General features: G+C 43.6%; 14 protein-coding genes. 1 reads left to right on the forward strand and 13 read right to left on the reverse strand.

The window, feature by feature from the left end; all coding sequences use genetic code 11:
* Positions 1-138: 138 nt before the first annotated feature.
* The 9 genes from adhE to MHH89_RS13375 form a co-directional block, all read right to left on the reverse strand.
* Positions 139-2,760, reverse strand: coding sequence for a bifunctional acetaldehyde-CoA/alcohol dehydrogenase (gene adhE / locus MHH89_RS13335; protein ID WP_036682925.1), 2,622 nt, complete (start codon positions 2,758-2,760; stop codon positions 139-141).
* A gap of 407 nt (positions 2,761-3,167) precedes the next feature.
* Entirely contained in the window at positions 3,168-4,634 is a 1,467-nt protein-coding gene (locus MHH89_RS13340) for an ABC transporter substrate-binding protein (RefSeq protein ID WP_076129626.1), read from the reverse strand.
* Between the two features lie 132 nt (positions 4,635-4,766).
* A complete protein-coding gene (locus MHH89_RS13345; protein ID WP_076278411.1) occupies positions 4,767-5,639 on the reverse strand; it encodes a carbohydrate ABC transporter permease in 873 nt (290 codons plus the stop codon).
* A 1-nt stretch (position 5,640) separates the two neighbouring features.
* Complete coding sequence (locus MHH89_RS13350; RefSeq protein ID WP_370510708.1) at positions 5,641-6,468, reverse strand: carbohydrate ABC transporter permease; 828 nt, start codon at positions 6,466-6,468, stop codon at positions 5,641-5,643.
* Positions 6,469-6,678: 210 nt separating this feature from the next.
* On the reverse strand, positions 6,679-8,007 hold the full coding sequence (locus tag MHH89_RS13355; RefSeq protein WP_341087275.1) for a response regulator: 1,329 nt from the start codon (positions 8,005-8,007) through the stop codon (positions 6,679-6,681).
* 19 nt (positions 8,008-8,026) lie between these two features.
* Positions 8,027-9,820 carry a cache domain-containing sensor histidine kinase gene (locus MHH89_RS13360; protein ID WP_076193077.1) on the reverse strand — a complete coding sequence of 598 codons (1,794 nt, stop codon included), beginning with the start codon at positions 9,818-9,820 and terminating at the stop codon, positions 8,027-8,029.
* 1,221 nt (positions 9,821-11,041) lie between these two features.
* Complete coding sequence (gene pgmB / locus MHH89_RS13365; protein WP_341087277.1) at positions 11,042-11,680, reverse strand: beta-phosphoglucomutase; 639 nt, start codon at positions 11,678-11,680, stop codon at positions 11,042-11,044.
* A 32-nt stretch (positions 11,681-11,712) separates the two neighbouring features.
* Entirely contained in the window at positions 11,713-13,995 is a 2,283-nt protein-coding gene (locus tag MHH89_RS13370) for a glycosyl hydrolase family 65 protein (RefSeq protein ID WP_076280500.1), read from the reverse strand.
* Positions 13,992-16,298 carry a glycoside hydrolase family 65 protein gene (locus MHH89_RS13375; protein WP_076307449.1) on the reverse strand — a complete coding sequence of 769 codons (2,307 nt, stop codon included), beginning with the start codon at positions 16,296-16,298 and terminating at the stop codon, positions 13,992-13,994. The genes MHH89_RS13370 and MHH89_RS13375 overlap by 4 nt, the downstream gene beginning before the upstream one ends.
* A 422-nt stretch (positions 16,299-16,720) precedes the next feature.
* Here MHH89_RS13375 and MHH89_RS13380 point away from each other — a divergent pair, with 422 nt between their 5' ends.
* The gene (locus tag MHH89_RS13380; RefSeq protein WP_036682945.1) at positions 16,721-17,446 is read left to right on the forward strand and encodes a Crp/Fnr family transcriptional regulator; all 726 of its coding nucleotides are present in this window, start codon (positions 16,721-16,723) and stop codon (positions 17,444-17,446) included.
* 179 nt (positions 17,447-17,625) lie between these two features.
* Here the strand turns inward: MHH89_RS13380 and MHH89_RS13385 are convergent, their stop codons facing one another.
* From MHH89_RS13385 to MHH89_RS13400, 4 genes are all read right to left on the reverse strand, one after another.
* Positions 17,626-18,417: a formate/nitrite transporter family protein gene (locus MHH89_RS13385; RefSeq protein WP_076130683.1), complete on the reverse strand. Its 792-nt coding sequence runs from the start codon at positions 18,415-18,417 to the stop codon at positions 17,626-17,628.
* A 52-nt stretch (positions 18,418-18,469) separates the two neighbouring features.
* A complete protein-coding gene (gene nirD, locus MHH89_RS13390; protein ID WP_076130684.1) occupies positions 18,470-18,790 on the reverse strand; it encodes a nitrite reductase small subunit NirD in 321 nt (106 codons plus the stop codon).
* A gap of 32 nt (positions 18,791-18,822) precedes the next feature.
* The gene (gene nirB / locus MHH89_RS13395; protein WP_341087280.1) at positions 18,823-21,246 is read right to left on the reverse strand and encodes a nitrite reductase large subunit NirB; all 2,424 of its coding nucleotides are present in this window, start codon (positions 21,244-21,246) and stop codon (positions 18,823-18,825) included.
* Between the two features lie 232 nt (positions 21,247-21,478).
* On the reverse strand, positions 21,479-22,189 hold the full coding sequence (locus MHH89_RS13400; protein WP_076308946.1) for a hypothetical protein: 711 nt from the start codon (positions 22,187-22,189) through the stop codon (positions 21,479-21,481).
* Between the last annotated feature and the right edge of the window lie 110 nt (positions 22,190-22,299).

Genomic DNA, 22,299 nt, shown 5'->3' on the forward strand with positions numbered 1-22,299 from the left:
TTCCATATATGGGACCGTTGTTTATATAAACATTTTAGTTTATTTTCTATAAATAGACTGTGACAAATATCACCTTTCCGGTGATATTTGTCACTTATATCTAATCCACAACCATCCTATTATCTACTTAACCAAATATTAATTATCAAATCTTCCGTAGAAAGCATTACGATATACATCTGCGAGTTCAGATACCAGCGGCAGCTTAGGATTGGCAGTTGTACATTGATCTTCAAATGCACGGTCAGCCAAGTAATCTACATGGGATTCAAAATCCTTAGGATCAAAGCCCAATTGTTGGAAGGATTCTTCGATACCCAGTTTTTTGTTCATGTCGCGAATAGCATTGATCAGGCTAGTTACACCTTCTTCAGTTGTGCGAGCTGGCAATCCCAGAATACGGGCGATTTCTGCATAACGCTCGTCAGCTACGAAGTGTGAATATTTAGGGAACGAAGCGAACTTCGTAGGTTTCTTGGCATTGTAACGAATAACGTGTGGCATAAGGATCGCATTAGTACGACCGTGAGCAGTGTGATATTGACCGCCCCATTTATGCGCCAAGCTGTGGTTAATACCCAGGAAAGCATTAGCAAAGGCCATACCAGCAAGTGTTGATGCGTTATGCATTTTTTCACGGGCAACTCTGTCGCCTTCAAGAGCCGATTTTTCAAGGTATTGGAATACCAATTGGATTGCTTTAATTGCCAGACCATCCGTGTAGTCACTCGCCATAACAGATACATAAGCTTCGATGGCATGTGTCAATACGTCCATACCTGTATCAGCTACAGCAGTTTTTGGCAAGCTATATACGAACTCTGGATCAATGATAGCTACGTCTGGAGTTAGCTCGTAGTCAGCCAAAGGATATTTAGTGTGTTGTTCAGTTGTTTTATCGGTAATAACTGCGAAAGATGTTACTTCCGAACCTGTACCCGAAGTAGTTGGAATCGCTACAAACTTAGCTTTGTTTCCAAGTTTAGGGAATTTGTAAACCCGTTTACGGATATCCATGAATTTTTGTTTCAGACCATTAAAGTCTGCGTCTGGATGTTCATAGAATAACCACATTCCTTTTGCAGCATCCATTGGGGAACCACCGCCAAGTGCGATGATGCAGTCCGGTTGGAATCTGTTCATCATTGCAGTACCTTTTTCAACTGTAGTTGTTGATGGATCTGGTTCAACTTCCGAGAACACTTCGATTGCTACAGGAGTTTGGCGTTGACGCAGGTAATGTTCAACTCTCTCAACATATCCAAGCTTAACCATCATTGGGTCAGTGATAATTGCGACACGTGTGATATCAGGCATTTTGGTCAGGTACTGAGTAGCGCCTTTTTCGAAATAGATCTTGTCAGGTACTTTAAACCATTGCATATTCACGGTACGACGATTCACCCTTTTCACGTTGATCAAATTGATTGCTGTAACGTTTTGCGACACGGAGTTACGACCATAAGATCCGCAGCCCAGCGTCAACGAAGGGATGTTAGTGTTATAGATATCGCCGATCGCACCATGAGTGGAAGGCGAGTTAACGAGAATACGTCCTGTTTGCAGACGGTTAGAGAACTTCATGATTACTTCTTCATTGTTGGAGTGGATAGCCGAACTATGGCCCATACCACCAAATTCAACAACTTGTGCTGCGCGTTCAATACCTTGATCTGCGTTTTTAACTTTGTAGCAAGCAAGCACAGGACTCAATTTTTCAGCGGACAATGGATATTTAGTGCCTACACCTTCAAGTTCTGCTACCAGAATCTTAGTGCCGGCAGGAACTTGAATGCCGCACATTTCAGCAATTTTCACTGCGGATTGTCCAACGATTGCTGGATTAACCGCACATTTATCAACGTTCATAGCGCCGCTAGTAAGTTTGGCAGCTTCTTCTTTGTTAACAAAGTAGCAGCCATTAGCGATCATTTTCTTTTTCACTTGATCGAAGATTGGTTCTTCGATAATAACAGCTTGCTCGGAAGCGCAGATCATACCATTATCAAATGTTTTGGAAAGAATGATGTCCGTTACGGCTTGATCGATATCCGCGCTCTTTTCGATGAATGCAGGTACGTTACCAGGACCTACGCCAAGAGCTGGTTTACCACAGCTATAAGCTGCTTTTACCATTGCAGAACCGCCTGTTGCGAGAATAAGTGCAACGTCAGGGTTGTTCATCAAAGCGTTTGTTTTGTCCATCGTTGGCATTTCAATCCATTGGATACAATTCTCAGGTGCGCCAGCTTTTACAGCCGCATCATGAAGAATTCTAGCAGCTGCTGCACTACACTCTTGCGCAGATGGGTGGAAACCGAATATAATAGGGTTCCGTGTCTTAATCGAAATCAACGCTTTAAACATCGTGGTGGATGTAGGGTTGGTTACCGGTGTGATACCCATTACAATTCCGACGGGCTCAGCAATTTTTTGGAAGCTTTCATAAGCATTGTCTTCAATAACGCCTACTGTTTTATCGTATTTAATTCCGTGCCAGATATATTCTGTCGAGAAGATGTTTTTAGTAATTTTGTCTTCGTAAACCCCGCGGCCAGTTTCTTCTACAGCCAATTTAGCGAGGTACATATGTTTGTCGAGTCCAGCCAACGCCATTGCATGAACGATTGTGTCAACTTGCTCTTGATCCAGCGCCATGAATGCCTCATGTGCTTTTTTCGCTTTATCCACCAAAGTCTGAATATACTCTTCAGCGGTAGTTTGTTTAACTTGGGCGGCGACTTCGTTCTTAACTGCCATCTCCCTCGTCCTCCTGTCAATTTTTAGGTTGTTTTTCTCTACACATTTATCTTATCACATCATTTCCACCTTGTATAGTGAAATCTTTCACAAAGTATAAAGTTTTTTTGATTTGTTTTCAAAGCGCTTTCATTCGATCATATTATAGGTTTTTTACCATTATTTATGCTTTATTATTCCTTAAATCTAAAGTTTATGTTTAAAAAGACAAGAACCGATACCCATTTCCTACCTTTCCGCTCGCAAAAATATTTTAAAAATACAAATCTAATTTTGTTGACACTCTATTTTTCTCATGACCCTCTAAAAAAAAGTCGGAAGCCATCCGTCGTGTTGATTTATAAAAATATCAATAATATAAACATAAAAAACCGACTCCTAATGGAGCCGGTTCTGTCCTTCCTTGCCTATTCTACTTTAATTGTATCGAAGAATTTCTCCTGCACTGTTTTTGCAGCAGCTTCAAGCTGTGTCTTGGAATCTGTTCCTTTTTTGGAGAACAGTTCTTGAATTACATTGGACATGGTTGCGTAGTAGTCCTGTGTATTGTATTGCGCTTCCGGTTTACCGTCCAGCAAGCCTAAAATATCAGGGCTGTATTGATATACATTAGTATATTTATCATACACAGCTTTTGTTTTCTTGCCGAAGTCAGAATCTGCAGAATAGTAATCTAAGAGCGGCGGAATAAAGTATTTGCCATCCGTTGTACGTTGTTGCAGAACCGCATCCAGTGCTTCTAGACCTTTATCGGAGAAGTAATCAAATGTAATATAACGGAATGCCATTTCTTGCTCGTCTGGTGTTGCATTTGGATTGATTACAAGGTAGTCACCACCAAGTACCCCAGTGTGTTTTCCGCCTTTTTCCATCGCAGGCATTGGATACGTAAGTACATCTTCTGGTTTCAGACCGCCTTGATTCAACGCTTGCTCAATAACACCGTCAGATCCAGCCATTACCATTGCTGTACGACTTTGTTGGAATGCGCCTACAGCATCACCCCAGCCCAGTGCCCAGTCCTGAGGAATCGCGTTTGCTTCCCATCTAAGTTTCTTGTAGAAATCCAGCGCTTTAATCCCAGCCTCAGAATTAAAAGTAGCTACAACCTTACCGCCTTCAATCTTCTGAATTTCACCGCCAGCTTCGAACAGGAAGTTGGTCCAGTTCCAGCCTGCTTCATTCCCTTTACCCATTGGAGCAATACCGGAAATCCCTTTTTTGGTATCAGCTACACCTTTCGCGGTATTCAGCATATCATCCCAAGTCCAATCCATAGATGGAACAGCAACGCCTTTTTCATCCAACATTTTTTTGTTGATCATTGTGGTTGTTACATAACCCTTTTGAGTTACGCCGAATACTTTTCCGTCAATGATAAATTGATTTTGGAGAACCGGGTTAATTTGATCCTTAAATTCGTATTTATTCCACAGATCCGTAATGTCAGCTACCCAGCCTTTTTCAACTAGGAATTTTGCTTCTGTAGCGTAAGTGTTAAAGAAGGTTGGAGCTTCATTCGCTGCCATTTTGATGCCGATTTCACTTACATTGTACTGCCAATCGTCTTTGACGATTTCAACATTCGGATACTCCTCTTGGAAACGTTTGATCTTGTCATCTTCCTGTGCTCTAACTTCGGTTAGGTCAGGGGTTGGATAGTGAATTTTGATGGTCACTTTTCTTTGTGTGATATCATCAGTTGGCGCTGCTGTAGCACTGCCAGCATTATCTGTTGCAGCATTCGTTGGCGCAGTAGTCGCTTCCCCTTCCTTGTTTCCTGTTGTGTTTCCGTTATTGTTGTTACCGCCGCATGCGGTTAACAATGATCCGGCCACAAGGAGGCTTAGTAGCACGCTAGAGTACTTACGCATTGAAACTCCCCTTTTCAATTCATAGTTATCTTACATATCGATCATAAAAGAGAAATCGTTTACAAACGAGGTGCATTTATATTCCTTTCATGTGCATGTTTACGATCCGTGACTAAATTCGTCGATCCGCGCTTATCCCTTAACTGCTGATAATGCGACGCCACGCATAATGAACTTTTGGAAGATCAGGAAGACAAGGATCGGCGGCAACGATACGATAAATAGGATAGCGAATTTAATATTCGTATTAAGTGCCTTTACATTAATAACGTATTTATAGATTGCTGTCGCGAGCGTATATTTCTCTTCACTGTGCATAACCAGAGATGGCCAGAACCAGTCATTCCATGCAGTAGAAAAGATAAAGATCGCCAGCGTAGCAAATATCGGAACCGACAATGGCACTGCAATGGAGAAAAAGCTTCTCGGCTCAGAGGAGCCGTCAATCCGCGCGGCTTCAAAAATTTCAGGATGTATCCCATCAAAAAAGTTCTTTAAGAGTAGAAAATAGAATGTATTCGCACCAGCCGGCAGCCAAAAGGCAGCGTACTGATTCAGTAATCCAAGCTCTTTTAGATTGACAAAGTTGGGAATCATGTAGCTGGTCGCCGGAATAAACAATGTCATCAGGAAAAAGAAATAAATTGCCTTTCTGTAAGGAACATTCATACGAGAAATGCTGAAAGCAGACATTCCCAATACGACTAGTGTCACGACCATATTCCCCACAAAAATATAAATAGTGTTCTTAAGGAACATCAGCAGATCAATGTAGCTCATCGCTTCTTTAAGGTTGCTGAAGTGCCATTCCTGCGGGAAAAAATGCGGTGGGAATGAGTTCACCTCTTGATTCGATTTCAGTCCGTTAAATAACGTCATACAAATCGGATACAGCATGCTAAACACCATAATCAAAATAACCACGCACATCAAGCCATAAAAGATCTTATTGCTTGTTTTTTTCAAATCATGTTCTGAGAGAATCCCTCTATCTGCGCTCTTCATCTTAGTTGTCCTCCTTGTTAAGCTTGAACTGTAAAATGCCCAAACCACCTAGGACTATGAACATTAGCATGCCAAGCGCAGTCGCTGTTCCATAATCGAGTCGCGTAAAAGCATATTTTACGATCAGCAGCGCATAGGTAAGCGTAGTATTATTCGGCCCACCATCAAGCAGCGCCATTTGTGACTGATACCCTTGTGAAGTCCCGATAATCTGTAATATAAACATCAAAATGATCAAATTACGTAGCGAAGGCAATGTGATGTACTTTATACGTGCCCACACACCCGCCCCATCAATCTCAGCTGCTTCATACCAATCCCGCGGAATGCTGAGTACAGCAGCCAAGTATATTAACATCCCTGATCCAAACTGCTGCCACGTCTCCATAAAAACAAGGGAAATCATCGACCACCTTGTATCTGTCAGGAAGGCAACCTGGTCCACACCAAGCGAGCTTAATACCGCATTGATTGGGCCCACCGGATCATAAAGCCATCTCCAGAGTCCATATAGCACCACACCAGGCATTACAAAAGGTAGGTAAGCCGCTACCCGTACAAAGCCCCCAAACCTTCTCAGCTCCGAGATCATAATAGCAAAAGCAATCGGAACCCAGAACCCGATAATAAGACATAGAAGCATGTAATACCCTGTATTTTTTAACGCGGTCAAAACATCCGGATCACTAAGGGCTCTAGCATAGTTCTCAAAGCCAACAAAGCTATTCCCTTTTACAAAATCAACATGGTAGAAGCTGTACAACAAGCCTTTAAAAATTGGCACCCACAAGAACATTACAAAAATAATCACAGCAGGTACGAGGAACATATATCCCCAAAAGTTTTTCTTCCAGCGGTTTTGCTTGTAAGGTGTACCCTTCAGCGCCGGCGGATTTTCGGATACAACTGCGGTTTGATTCATCAGGCTCCCTCATTCCATTTTTCTTTCAGCATTTTTCGCAAAATGCTTCCTACCTTAAATTGTAGAAAATGAGGGTTGTACTGAACATGTCTAAATCTACCGAAGTAGTATGTGTTTTTACTTCTTCAATTCACTGGGGCTAATCCCATAATATTTTTTGAAAATTTTACTAAAATGCTCCGGTGATTCATAACCTACACGCTCGGCGATTTCGTATCTGCGAAGATCTGTGTTCAAAATCATCTCCCGGCTTTCTTCCATCCGCAGCTTAATTACATATTCCCACAGGTTGTAACCTGTATTTTTCTTAAACAGATAGCTCAAATAATTGGGGCTGACATGGTTTTTCTTAGCCACTTCATGGATGGTTAATCCTTTTTGCGCATAGTTCTCGTCAATATACTCTCTCGCTTTCTCTACAATCAGATTGCTGCGTGTATGAAGCTCTTCTACTGAAGGATCGGTTGTGTAGCTGTTCCAATTAAAATCCCCATAGTAAAACACATAATGATCATTGTGTTCATTATTCCAGAGAATGGCTTTGGAGGCTTGACGGTTCAATACAGCCATAAAAGAAAGACCCTTGAGAATCTGGCTGATGCCGATAACTGCATTTAAGTGCAGATATTTTTGAATATTAAAATGAAGACTACGGCCAAGGATATCTAGCCTATTAATTTGGCTGGCAGACGAATCTTCATAGCTTTTTTCATCCCACTGAATAATGATCGTAATCTCTTCATCCTCTGCGTAAAAGGCTGTCGAGTTCCACTCCTGATCCATCAGCTCTTTGGCGATATTCAGCGCGGCATAACAAAGAAGCCGTCTGTCCCGCAGGGTGTAGTGCTTCTCCTGATTCATTCCAGCCAGAGGTACCTTAATTTTTAAGACGGAAAAATACGGCCCTTGCAGCTTCAGGTTATCCAGCTTTTGCAAGCGTTCTGCATCACACAGTGCACCTTCAGGCTCAATGAGCAGCTCATTCAATAACTTGCTGTATTCCGGAAGCGGCTCTTCCAGCCGAAAGCTTTCGTTAATTCCTGACATGAAAATATCCAATTCTGGTGATGGTTTCCCCATCTTAAGCAGCACATTTCGCACCGAATCCAGAAATTGCTCACTGTTCAAAGGTTTGATCAAATAATCCTTCGCTCCAAGCCTAACGGCCATTTGCGCATATTGAAACGTCTCGTGTGCAGAAATCACGATGGTCTGTACCCAGGGTTTGGCCAATTTTGCATGCTGCATTAGATCAATCCCGCTCATTGCGCCCATCTGAATATCAGTAACGAGCAGGTCTATTTCCTCCATCCGAATGCAGTCCAGCGCTTCAAAACCACTGTTTGCTGTATAAATATGGTCTATGTTTAACCCCGAAGAAGCTAATAAATTGCTCAGCCCTTTACAAATCAAGGGTTCGTCATCCACAACTAATATATTGAACATATCTGTATGCTCCCCTTCCTTAGTCCTGATTCTCTGATTTCGGAAGCTTAACCGTCACCAATGTACCGCCCTCTTTACGAGGGGTATAGCTGATGCCATAATCAGAGCCGAAGTGTAAATGAATACGCTGGTTAATGTTGCGAATCCCGTAACCGCTGGCCGGATTTGGACTGTCGTCATTCAGCACAGCTTCGATGGCCTGATAATCAACAGTCTTATAGCCATTATCTTCAATAGTGATCTCGACGGTATCGTCCACACAAACTGCGCTAATGATGATTTCCCCATCCTCGCCCATATTTTTGACACCATGAATAATAGCATTCTCAATTAACGGCTGCAGGGTAATTTTAGGAATTAGATTTCTTTTCGTATCTGGATGAATCTCCATTACTACACGAAATATATAATCATACCGGTGCTGCTGCAGCTTGATGTAGGCCGTTGCATGCTCCAGCTCTTCTTCAAGGCTAATCAGCTCCCTTCCCCGACTGAGGCTAATCTTCATAAGCTTGGATAATTCCTTGATCATCTCGGCGGATTCAACGTTACCTTCCAGCGAGCTTTTCCAGTAAATACTCTCCAAAGTGTTGTAGAGCAAATGCGGATTGATCTGCTGATAGAGCAGTTGAAGCTGTGATTCCTTCTGTTTTAGCTCCATCTGGTATTTATAAGTAATTAGTCCATTTAGCCTGCGGGCCATGTCATAGGTAGATCCAATCAGCACACTGACCTCATCGTTACTCCCTCTTTTTGGCGTCTCAGGGACACGATTGCCTGGCTCAAACTTCCGGACGAAAAAAGCTAACTTTTGCAAAGGCGTCATTAATGAACGCCAGAAATAAGTAATCATGATTAATCCAAAAACAGCATAGGCCACAGTTATGTATTGAATCACACTTTTCATTTCGTTTTGTTGCTGCAGCAGCGCTTTTACGGCGATTTTGTAGACTAGCTTCTGTCCTAAGGCATGGTTATTATTGACCACATAAATAAAATCCGAGGTAATAACATCCACGGTTCCTTCCAAATCCTCAGCAACGACCGTCTCCGGCAGCGTAATGATCTCACCAGTATTATTCGTAGTAGAAGCGAGTACACGATTATCCAGATCTGTTAAGTAAATATCACCATCAGGCAACGATATGGATTTAAGGGATTCTCCGATTTTTGCGTCCATTTTGGTAATGACTAAAACCCCAATGGTCTCAGCTTTTCTGGAGATGTTATTGACAGCTCTCATATAGGTAAGAGTCTTCAAGTTTTCCGCTTGTGCACTTAGCTTCCCTGTAAATTTTAGAGATCCGCGGCCCTTTTTCTGGACAACCTCCTCGAACCAATAGGGCTCTTCCGCTTTGGAAAAGAAATATACCCCCGCCTTCTTAACCTGTGGGAAATTGGGTGCAAAAAAATAATAATCCTCGGGATCGTATATATAAAGGGAATAATAGATGCCGTCCCCACGCTCCGCTCCCTGCGAGTAACTGACCAACAGCTTCTCTATCGTCTCATAACGTTTAACCCGCTCCAGAATGGTATCCGAACCCGTCATATTAATCTGTTGAATCAGAGGATTTTGAATTACAGTGGTAGTAATTTTATTTACGGTATCGATATCTCGGTTAATGATGGTGAAGTTTTGCTTGTTCAGCTCTACATAAGCATTCGTCACATGGCGCTTCAGAATTTGCTCAGCCTTCATATTCCCGTAAATGTTCAAAAACAGAATCGGCGAGATCATAATCAGAAACAGCAGGATAAGCTGTTGTTTGACGTTTAGCTTCAAAATCGGCCTAATCAGCCTAGACAACATCGAGATACACCTCCGGGTTCAATAACTATATCAAAGTGATAAACGCTTACATATGTTTATTTTAAAGTTTTTTATGTTCATTTGTATGTAGTTTTTTATGTTGGGCGGATAAAAAGAGCATGATGATATGTTCGCCACTACGTAGAGCGTTTGGGCTTACGATCGCTGTTATCCTCAGATTTCCTGATTTTATACCGCTGAGTGGTAGAAATCCGAGGATAAAGGCGACCACTGGCGTTTCTCCAGCTCCAAACCTCCACTTCGCAACTCCATCAACGGAACTCTAAAAACCGCAAACAGAAAAAGTGGGAGGCGACGTAAAGGACACTGCGTGGGGCTAGGAGGAATGAACTCTAAATGGAAGAAGTGCGATGTATGTTCTTGAACACTTGAATACTCAAGTACTTCAATACATGAATGTGCTTTGTTGTTGGGCGTCTGGATTACTTGATGTGCGATGGTGGTGCTTATTGTGCGTTGGATTGCTTGATGTGCGATGGTGGCGTTGTAGGGCGTTGGGTTGCTTGATGTGCGACTTACTACTTATTCGGCATTTTACATTCCCACACACCCTCTTCACGATGAGCTATCGGACTCAGATGCAGCTATTTGAACAAATTCCTGCTTTTACGGGGAGGTTCGGACCCCAGAGGCGTTATTCGTTCCAAACGTGTGCGATACGAGGGCTTTTCGAGCCAATAGCGACTATGGGGTCCGATAGGATCGCAAATGAGCCGGATTATTACTTATAGAGACTATGAGGTCCGATACACTGTCCGAGCTTTTGACTAACTTTCTGAATTACTTAATGTACGGCTAATAGCGACTATGGGGTCCGATCACCGTCTGAGCTTAAGACTAACCTTCTGAATTACTTAATGTGCAGCTCAGCTACTTATTCGGCACTTTGCATTCCCATACACTCTCAGCACGATGAGCGATCGGACTCAGATGCAGCTATTTGAACAAATTCCTGCTTTTACGGGGAGTTACGGACCCCAGAGGCATTATTCGTTCCAAACATGCGCGAAACGAGGACTTTTCGAGCCAATAGCGACTATGGGGTCCGATAGGCTCGCAAATGAGCCGTATTATGGCTAATAGCGACTATGAGGTCCGATAGACAGTCTGAGCTAGCTAAATACAGAGACTTTGCACAAAAAAAGACCGCCCCCAAAGTCATCCGCTACTTTGGAGTCGGTCCCATGTTCATTTAGAGCCTTAGTCTGTCAGCAGCTCATACAATCCTTTTACGACCAGATCAGCTTCCTTCAGCACCTCAGGTTTGCCGATACCTACAACCTCCATCCCAGCAGCTTTACCTGCTTGAACGCCTGCCTCAGCATCTTCAAACACAACACATTCATCCGGCTGCAAGCCTATCTCCTGAGCCGCGATCAGGAACACCTCTGGGTCCGGTTTGGCTAGTGACACTTTGTTGCCGTCAACAACTGCATCAAATAAGTCTGTAATGTTCAGCTTATTCAAAATAAACTCAGCGTTCTTACTGGCTGAACCTAACGCAATCCCAATCCCACGTGATCTCAATCCTGTCAGGTATTCTTTCACTCCAGGCAGCAGCTCCGATTCCTCGAGTCGAGAAATGTATTCTACGTACAGGCGGTTTTTCTTCTCCGCCATTGCCAGCTTCTCTGCTTCCTTAAATTCCAGGCCACCCACTTCCAGCAGGATATCAAGTGATCTCATCCGGCTCACACCTTTAAGCCGTTCGTTATCCTCCTCCGTGAATTTAAAGCCAAGCTCATCTGCAAGACTCGCCCACGCCAAATAATGATATTTGGCTGTATCTACGATCACGCCATCCAGATCAAAGATGGCGCCTTTCATATTTTCCAACATTGATTTGCTTCCTCTCCGTTGTGTATTAATATTTATAATCCCGTTTCGTCAAAGGCCAGTCGAAGGATCTCACCTGCAGAGCAGGACTTGCCTTCTCCGCCTTGCACCGAGAATACCAAGTCTCCACTGTAATCAGCAGCTGTGATCACAGTGACTTCATCCTTACTGATCCGCAGTTGGATGGTGTCGCCGCGCAGGGTAACCGGAAGCTGAACGGACTGCCAATGTTGCGGCAGAGATGGATTGATGTGCACAACCCCTCCATCGTAGTCCAACCCAGCGAAGCCAAGAACCGCCGCCATCCAAGCACCACCATTCGCAGCCGGATGAGTCCCTCCGATGTAGAGATCCCCTACATATTGCTTAGATTCGCCGGTGAGATCGACGGTAGCCGTACGCATAAAATACGGATAGCCCCAATCCGGTGAACCAATATCAGCAGCTACCAAAGCGTAGATACAAGGGCTTAAGCTTGATCCGTGTTCCGTACGCGGTTCGTAAAATTCCCAGTTCGCTTGTTTCACTTCTTTGCTAAAGGAGTGCTTGAACAAATTCAGCATCAACACAACGTCTGCTTGTTTAAGTATGGTTGTGGTGGTAGCTAAGCCATTGCCGCCGCCAAAATACTCATTTTTATTAAGCACACGTGATTTCAGTTCTGTTAGTTCTACATCCTCCAAGGTGAGGTACCGGTCGAATTGTTCAATAACAAGACTTGCAGGATCAGGCTGTGGAACATAAAAGCTATCCAGCATCGTTTTGAACTCCTCTAGGAATGGCCCTGAGCTAAACTGAGCGGACAATTGACTGTAATCCTCAGGATACTTCTCTTGCAGCAAAGCTGCCGTACGCAAGGCAATCTCAAGCGTCTCTTTAACCAGTGCATTCGTAAAAGCATTATTGTTCACACGCTCATGATATTCATCCGGACCTGTAACATCCAGAATCTCAAACCGCTGTTTAACCGAATTATAGTAAGCGTAAGAGTAGAAAAAGCGAGCGCATTCCCAAATGACCTCTGCTCCTCCACTAGTAAGCAGACTTTCATCGCCTGTGAATTGAACATATTTCCAGATCCCATGCACAACGTCACCACTGATATGAACCTGCTTATCGCGGAAATAGGTGCGCATCGGCCGGCCTGTAAATACATCATTCACATTAAACAAAGTACAGGCATCGTCTCCCGTATCCTGACTTTCCCAAGCATAAAATGCGCCCAAAAATCCATATTCCGCTGCCTTACGGCGAGCACCATCCAATGTATGAATCCGGTACATCATCAAGTTCCGCGCTACCTTAGGATCACTGTGCAGGAAAAACGGCAACATAAACATTTCCGTATCCCAAAATACAGCTCCCTTATATACCTGACCCGATAATCCCCGGGCTGGAATAGACACCTTCTCCGAAACTGTAGGCGCAATGATTAACAGCTGATAGATACTATATCTCAAGGCAAATTGGGCAGCTTCATCACCTTCGATGATTACATCACTGTGTGACCATCTCTCATCCCATATCAGACGGTGAGACTTAAATAACGCCTCATAACCCAGCGCCTCAGCAGCATGGACAGATTTAACAGCTTCCGTCTCCGGCTGATCAGCATCAAGTCCAGTATAGACTGCTACATACTTAAACCATTCATACGTCTCACCCGCACGGGCATCAAAAGAAATCCGGCGAACAGCAGCACCATCTTCCAGTAGCTCCTCACCAAAACTGAATACCGCCCTCTCCGCCACAACCACCGGAATCTTCAATTCTCCGCTAACCGATGAAGAGATCAGCACCTCGTCCTTCAATTGCACCGTTTGTCCGTAGAGATGAGGTCCATTGATATCCCACACATCTACGTCAATTCCCGTCTCAATGGCTACTCGACAGTCTTGTGTGCTGCGAATAGAGTATTTACTAACGAGCAAGTGAAGATTATCCTGGCTTACGAAACGATCTGCGGTAAACGTCAACGTCCCTCCGTCAGATACAGCAAATTCAGTGCTCCGATGATGAATGGCATTTCGGATATTTAACTCCTGAGTATGAGCGACCGGTTCACGGTCAAGCACACTTAAGAGCTGATCATTACAGAAAATTTTGGTCAACAATCCATTAGGGGCATTAACGGGTTCTCTCCATTTGTCTCCTGCTCTGTCATATAGACCTGCGAGGGTGACAGCTGCTAGCTCGGTTTTACTGAATTCCTCCAGTGTGCCGCGATATCCCATGTAGCCGTTGCCTAACATATATTTGTTACCGTTCGTCGTCACAAGCTGTTTATCAAAACAACTATCCTTTACGATCCAGTTCATCCTGCCAGCATCCCTTCACCTAGTGGAAGCGTCTTTCCGGAAGCATCCACTGTAATCGACTGTCCGTACACTATAATTTCGGTACTTCCACCATTAACCGCAGTGATTGTTACGGAATTTTTGTCGACCACAATTCTCAGAAGCACTCCTTCATACAACACTTGGAAGCTATATTCATCCCAGCGTTCTGGCAGGGTTGGCTGAAAGGACAGACGCGCTCCATCCGATCGCATTCCGCCAAAGCCGTAAACAATATTCATCCAAGCAGCAGCAATTGAGGTAGTATGCAGCCCTTCACGGGTATTGCGGTTATAGTTGTCTAAATCCAGTCGAGTAGCAAATTCAAAAAACGAATATGCTTCCTCGGGTTTGCCGATTTCACTTGCCAAAATGGAGTGGATCGAAGGTGACAGCGAAGACTCATGAATACATCTAGGCTCGTAGTATTCGTAGTTCGCCAGCTTCGCTTCTTTAGAGAATTGTCCGCTGTACAAGAACATAAACATAAGTACATCCGGCTGCTTAATCATGTCATAGCGATACAAACGATCATATGACCAGTTCGAATATAATGGGAATTCTGTTACCGGAATCGAATGAATATCAATATGTGGCATATCGAAGAACCCATCATGCTCTTCATAAACTCCTGTCACTTCGTCAACCGGAATCCGCATATGCTGCGCCTTATTTTCCCAATCGGTGAGTTCCTCGTCATGAAGTTCTGTTTTCTCTACCACAGCTGCAAAAGCAGCAGGAGCCTGTTCTTTCATCTCCCGAAGAGTCTCTAGGGTGTATTCAAAAGATTGTTGAGCCATCAGATTAATGTAACAGTTGTTATTGACCATCAATTGGAACTCATCAGGACCCATTACGCCAAAATAACCATATTCCCCGCTGCGTTGCCCCCATTGACCACGTGTAGCATAGAATCTGCTGATCTGAATCAGCATCTCAGCCCCTTTACTATGCAGGAAGCTTTTATCACCGGTATTTTTGACATAATGCCAAATGCCATAAGAAACAGCAGTCCCTACATGAAGCTGAAGATTAGAGTGCTGCCAGAGATCACAGCTTTCTGTTCCATCTATAGTAGCAATAGGATAGCAAGCTCCCTCACAATCCACCTCTTTAGCGCGCTGCATAGCCTGTGGCAATGTTTTATATCTGAATTCCAATAAGCTCCGGGCAGCCTTTGGATTATTGAACATATAGAACGGTAAGCAATAGGATTCTGTATCCCAAAAAGCCAACCCACGATATACTTCCCCCGTCAGCCCTTTGGCACCAATATTAAAACCGGGATGATCGCCATGATAGGTCTGATAAAGCTGGAAGATACAGAAACGAATACCCTGTTGATTCTCAGGATCGCCCTCAATTCGGATATCACTTGTCTCCCAGATGCCCTTCCAATAAGCTGTCTGATCAGCGATTATTTGAGTATCCGTCAATTGGCTTGCGGTTTCAGCAAGAGACAGACCTTTGCTCCACAGCTCTTCAGCTGTATGGGCAGAATCACTATCCGAATAGTTCATAACCAGTTTGGTAAAATAGGAGACTTCTCCTTTCGTAAGGTCCAGGGTGAAATTTTGACCAACAAACTTATCACTCTCGACAGCAGTAAGCTGCAACGGCTGCGAGGATTGTAAGGTAAAGCTTGAGAACAGCTTGTTCCCAGTATTCACGGTACTCGCCATAATAGCAGAGGACGCTCCACTTACTCCGCTGCGGAGACTGTTCCACATACATTCGCCGCGTTCTTCATGAATAATGCCGAAATCAAGACCTGCACAAATGTCCACGCTCCCCGAGAAATTAAGGGGTTCAAATTCCACCCGCTGCAACCCCAAATGAGACATAGTCATGCTGACCAGACGTGTAAAGACTACTTTTAGCGACTTGCCATCGTTTAGATGCCAGACTAGCTCTCTCCGATACGTACCCTTACGAAGATCCAACCTACGCACATAATCCGTTACGTTACTTTTTGCTAAATCAAGCTGTTCACCATCTACAGATAGACGTGTATACAGCCAGTCCACCGCATTCACCATATATCTCAGCGAGCGAATAATCCCTTTGTAGTGATTGCCAATATCCAATTGTTCATTTAATCCATTAAAATAACTTCCTTGCAGGGTGTCACCTGAATACCCTTCCTCTGCATATCCCCTTACACCCATATATTCATTACCCAATGAAAAAATAGATTCCGAAGTCCGATTTCTTTCTGGATCAAAGCCCTCTTCAATAATTGCCCACGGATCAACCTTAAGATATTTGTCTGCTACTTTTGCCATATATGATTTCTCCTTCTCCTGATTTTTGCTCCAATTTCAGGATATCGCTGCATAGCAGTACAGCCAATGTCCGACCGTAATGAAGATGTGTGCATTTATACGGAGTTGAGATAAAACTAATTTCTTGAACATGAATTTCAACTGTGTTATATGTTACAATCTAACGGGGACGCAAAAAAACAGCGATTAACCCAGTATTTGAGAATAATGGATAGCCGCTGTTCATATATCATAAACGTGAGATCACTTACTCTTTTTTAGTTAAAAAGAATATTACATCGAACACTTTAGAAGTGAAATTTATCACAATGTTGAAAATTCGACACTTTTAAACGATTTTTTATAACCAATTCGAGGGATTTTCAAGGTATAATTAATTTAAAATTTACTGAAAAACTGAGGGAATAAAGGGGATGTCGATTATGCTAAAAGAACATTACAATGTTATCGAAGCCCACGGAAATACAAACTGTTTCTCCGAACAGAATTTCAACAGACTTCTAGTTACAATGAAAGAGCGCATAGTTCCAGAGGGTTCACATCTATTCTGGGAAGGCGACTACTCGGATAAATTGTTTTATATCAAACGTGGACGTGTGAAATTAACTAAATCTACTGATGAAGGTAAAGAACTCATTCTTTATATGTATCAAGCTGGTGATATGGTAGGTCAAGCAGATCCATTCTTCAGCACTAAGCATAGCTTTACAGCCGAAGTGATTGAAGAAAGTGAAGTTGGCGTCATCGAACAAAAAGATCTAGAAATTCTCATCTGCCAACATTGTGACTTTGCTATCGACTTTATGAAATGGATGGGTATTCATCACCGTCTCACCCAAACTAAATTCCGTGATCTAATGATGTACGGCAAACCAGGTGCACTCTGCTCCACGCTCATTCGTCTTGGCAACACCTACGGTGAGAAGAGCAGCGATGGTGAGAATATCCTTATCAACAAAAAAATTACGCATACAGATTTGTCCAACATGATCGGTGCCACTCGTGAAAGTGTTAACCGGATGCTGAGCGACCTGCGTAAAAAAGATGCTGTTGAGTATGAGAACGGTATGATTGTCATCAAGGACCTTGGCATGCTGCAAGAAATTTGCCACTGCGAATTGTGTCCGAACGAAATCTGCCGGATCTAATTCCGTTATAATATACCCTCTATTCACCTCAATGAAACATACATGACCCAATTATTCTGCATAATATAAAATAGAGTGGTCCAAGGCGCCTAATGCAGGTGTCTTTTTTTTATATTCAACAAAAAAAGAGCTAAACCCAAGATCGGTTCAGCTCTAATATAGTTAATTAAAAATGGATCTTAACGGTTGTTGCGAGCACCACGCACTGGTGAGATCACCCAATAGGCCATACCGACGAATACGCCTCCACCAATGATATTCCCCAAAGTTACAGGGATCATATTATGCAGCCATCCAGCTATCGTAATGGTTTCCGGATGATTTGGAAGCAACACAGCAACACTAAGCAGAGTCATATTAGCCACACTATGCTCATATCCGCTTGCGATAAAGGCAAACAGACACCACCAGATTAAGATTAGCTTAGCAGATTCACTTTTAGCGCGTGAGGACATCCATAGCGCTAAACAGACCAGCCAGTTACATAGGATCCCACGAAAAAACAGCTCAGAGAACGGGAGACTCATTTTTTTAGCAGCGGCTGTAAAAATCAAATGCTCCGGCGGCGCAGCACTGAACAACCCAGTCCCACGAATTAAAAGTGCTAAAATCACTGCACCTACCACATTCCCGATGAATACAAGAATCCAGTTCTTAACGGTATCCCAGATACTGGTTCTGCCTGCCAGTGTACTTACAGTAAAAAACATATTATTCCCGGTAAACAGCTCTGAGCCTGCAAATACTACAAGCGTCAGGGCGATGCCGAAGGATGTGCCCATAATAAGCGGTTGGAAAGGAGATTTGGCAGCCGCTAGCGGTGCTCCTAGGGAGAAAATAAGGATAATCCCAATGCCTACATAAGCACCTGCCAATAGGGCTGCTAGAAAATATCTTGGCAAGCTTTCATTCATTTTGTCCCGCTTACTGACTGCCGTCTCTACGATGCTCTCCACACTTTGCGTAAACATAATACTCCACCCCACCGTTTTCTATTAAATCTATTACTACAATCTTCGGTGTCTACACGCTCACTGTAACTTTCTCTCCGTCCAGTGTGACTGGATAAGTCACCACACTACCTTGGTCTGGTGCCTGCACCTCACCCGTGCGCAGATCGATTTTCCAATCGTACAGTGGATCGTACAGATAGTGACCTGACACGATCCCTTCAGCAAGCGGGCCCCCCTTAGGATGAGGACTGCGATTCTCTACTGCATAGATGGCTCCGTCAGAGGCACGGAACACAGCCAGTTCAACATTTCCAGCAATCACTACGCGGCCAATTTGCAGCAGGAAATCCTGTACTGATCCTATTGCATACGTTTGTGTGGTCTTATTCATTGGTCTCTCCCCTTCTGTGTGCGTTATATCCGCTAGACTCTTGTTTCTTCAAAAAGCGCAGTACGAGTGCTGCTGTCATTGAGCATTTTTTTCCAAGGATCCGTAACCTGAGTCAGAGCAAAGTCAATCCGTGCGGCCAGCTCTTTGCGGTTATCTTCATTATTCAAAATGACCATTTGAATCTGCTCAAGTCCCATACGCTCAACCCACTCGGAGGTTCTCTCCAAATAATTGCCGGTCTCACGGTAATATTGCATCACAGCGGAGCACACTTCGATCAACTCTTCATCGGTCTTTATTTTGCAGAAGGAGTCAGCGATCCGTGGCTTGATCCCACCGTTACCACCGATAAACACTTCCCAACCGCCATCATTACCGACGATGCCAATATCCTTCGTACAGGATTCCGCACAGTTACGCGGGCAGCCGTTGACAGCTATTTTAAACTTGGCAGGAAAATCAAGACGTTCATACTTACGTTCTATGAGCGCGCCCATTCCCAGCGAATCCTGTGTGCCGAAACGGCAGAACTGTGAACCCACACAAGTCTTAACGGTACGTAGCGACTTGGCATAACCATAACCTGATGGCATATCGAGCTCTTCCCATACTTTCGGCAGATCCTCTTTTTTCACCCCGATTAGATCCAGGCGTTGCCCACCCGTCACCTTCACAACTTTTACATCATATTTAAGGGAGACATCGGCGATTTTCTTCAAATCCTCCGGTGTCGTTACCCCGCCATACATGCGTGGAATAACGGTATAGGTTCCGTCTTTCTGAATATTGGCTCCCATACGTTCATTAACAAAGCGTGATTCCTTCTCGTCTTGATGTGTATCCGGATTTATCATCCCCAGATAATAGTTAATCGCCGGACGGCATTTAGAGCAGCCTTCCTCTTGTTTCCAACCCAGTACATGCATAACCTCTTTAGTAGTACTAAGACCTTTAGCTGTAATCTCAGCAACAATCTCATCCCGGCTAAGCGTTGTGCAGTTACAAATTCCTTGCTTGGCAGACTGCTCAAAACTATCACCCAGGACAAATTGTAAAATTTGTTCTACAACCGGTTTACAACCTCCGCAAGAGCGCGTCGCTCCTGTACATGCTTTTATTTCGTCCACAGTAGTAAAACCATTTTCTATGACCGCATCCACAATCGCTTTTTTCGTAACCCCGTTACAGCCACAAACGATTTCTTCGTCCGCCATCGCTTCTACGGATGTGCTCTTTTTGGCTCCATTTCCGCAGCAGCCCGTACCCATAACCTCTGTATAAATTTCATCGGTCATTACAGCGCCTTGTTTTACTAACTTTTGCAGGTTAGCCGACTCTGTCACATCCCCGAACAGGACTGCACCAACAATGACATTGTCTTTGAGCAGAATTTTCTTATAGGTTCGCTTCCATTCATCTTTGCTTGAGATTACAGCATGTTCAGGAGAATCCATAAACTCACCTGCAGAAAATACATCCACTCCGGAAATTTTTAATTTGGTGGAGACAACAGAACCTTCATATGGGTTTGTATCGCTTCCGCAGAGATGTTTAGCTAGAACCATCCCCTGCTCGAATAGCGGAGCTACTAATCCGTAACAAACTCCGCGATGTTCGGCACATTCGCCAATGGAATATACATTTTGCATAGAGGTCTGCAGATAATCGTCCACTACAATCCCACGATTAACAGCAATTCCGCTTTCTTTTGCCACAGTTATATTCGGTTTGATGCCTACAGCCATAACTACAAAATCAGCCGCAAGTGAAGTGCCATCACTAAATTGTAATCCACTTACTCTCTGTTCCCCGGTCAATTCTACTGTTTGTTTGCCCATGGCAAATTTCACGCCTTGACGCTCTAGCTCAGCCTGCAACATAGAGGAGGCATTACGATCCAGCTGGCGCTCCATTAGATCTTCCATCAGATGCACTACAGTAACGTCCATGCCAAGGTTCACAAGACCCTTTGCCGCTTCCAAGCCAAGTAAACCCCCGCCGATTACCGCCGCTTTGTTGTATTGTTTAGCCGCAGCCAGCATTGCATCACAATCTGCAATATCCCGGAAACCCACAACGCCTTCCTTATCACAACCAGGTACAGGTAAAATAAATGAATTCGAACCCGTTGCAATAATCACTTTATCGTAAGAAACAGCCATACCGTTATCCGCAATTACTTGCTTAGAATGCTCGTCAATTCGTGTAACTGTTGTTGCTGTATGCAAGGTAATGTTGTTATCTTCATACCAATTCCAGTCGTTTAGGATGATATCGTTGATGGTTTTGCTACCTTCGAGAACATAGGACAACATGATCCGATTATAATTGGGATGAGGTTCGCTTCCAAAGACCGTAATGTCATAAGCTCCACCTAGCTTCAATATCTGCTCTAGCGTACCTATGCCTGCCATACCGTTGCCTATTAATACTAATTTTTCTCTCTTCGCTGCCATGGTTAGGTGCCTCCTCAGTCTTATCCGTTCTTGTTGAACTTTGCTTCAACTTCTCTTCTACATAATGGAATTATACATTTCAAAATTTAAGAGAGATTGTGATTACAGTCACATTAAATGTGAATGTTTTCACATAAAAATAAGACAAGTTTATTAGGTTATAGCTTCCAATTAAAAAAGCCAGATCACGGGTTCTGAGCAACCGTTGATCTGGCATTTATGTACTTTTTTTTTAACGTATAGCCAATAAAATCTCCAATTCATCCTGCACTCTAAGCTTCATGTCCATTCCATTTTCAAGCAGCTGCTTCCCATTCACCTTCATCTTCCAAACTTCATTGCTAAGGGGAGTATAATCACCAATGGATAACACCTTTTTGTTGTCTTCGGTCAACTGCACCACACTGCTGTTCTTCAACAAACCTCTCACTGTTAAATCTTCAGTAAATCCCATAACATATGAATGATTCAAATTCACTTGCTCACTTCCACCATTCACGGTCAACAACACAATTTGAAGGGGTTCCTCTTGTTCCTTAGACATCGCCGTAATTACTAATTTTGATTCATGCCCGACTGTTCGACCCCAATCCTCAGGTCCAATGGTCTCCCCATCCATTTGCAGCTCCCAATTCATTCCTGGACCGAGTGAAATATTATTTACCGTTAGAATGCTTGTGTTATCCTCAGAAAAGGTGGCCCTCCCACTACCTTTCAGTAGGTCAAAGATCGTTATCCCTTTTCTGTAGCTCTCGCTAAGCTGCTTGTCCAAAGGGTTGGTAAGCAAGTCATTTCCCGCAACGATAAGCGAAAGCGTAGGTCCGTCTGATCCTGCTAAGCCATTATTCCCTTCATTATTAATGTCAGCAAGAGTGGAACACCCACCTATTATGAATACGATGACTAATCCTAGTAACAACCTCCACATATATTTCGTGGGCATAGTGACACCGCCTTGTCCCGCCTAATGACCACACAGCGTCTCAGGCTTGTAGTAAGTTATGCATACTGTCTATTTAAGAATAACGTAAATAAGCTTTGTTCTCAAATATA

The sequence above is a fragment of the Paenibacillus sp. FSL H7-0323 genome, from assembly GCF_038002725.1.
Classification (GTDB): domain Bacteria; phylum Bacillota; class Bacilli; order Paenibacillales; family Paenibacillaceae; genus Paenibacillus_AQ; species Paenibacillus_AQ odorifer.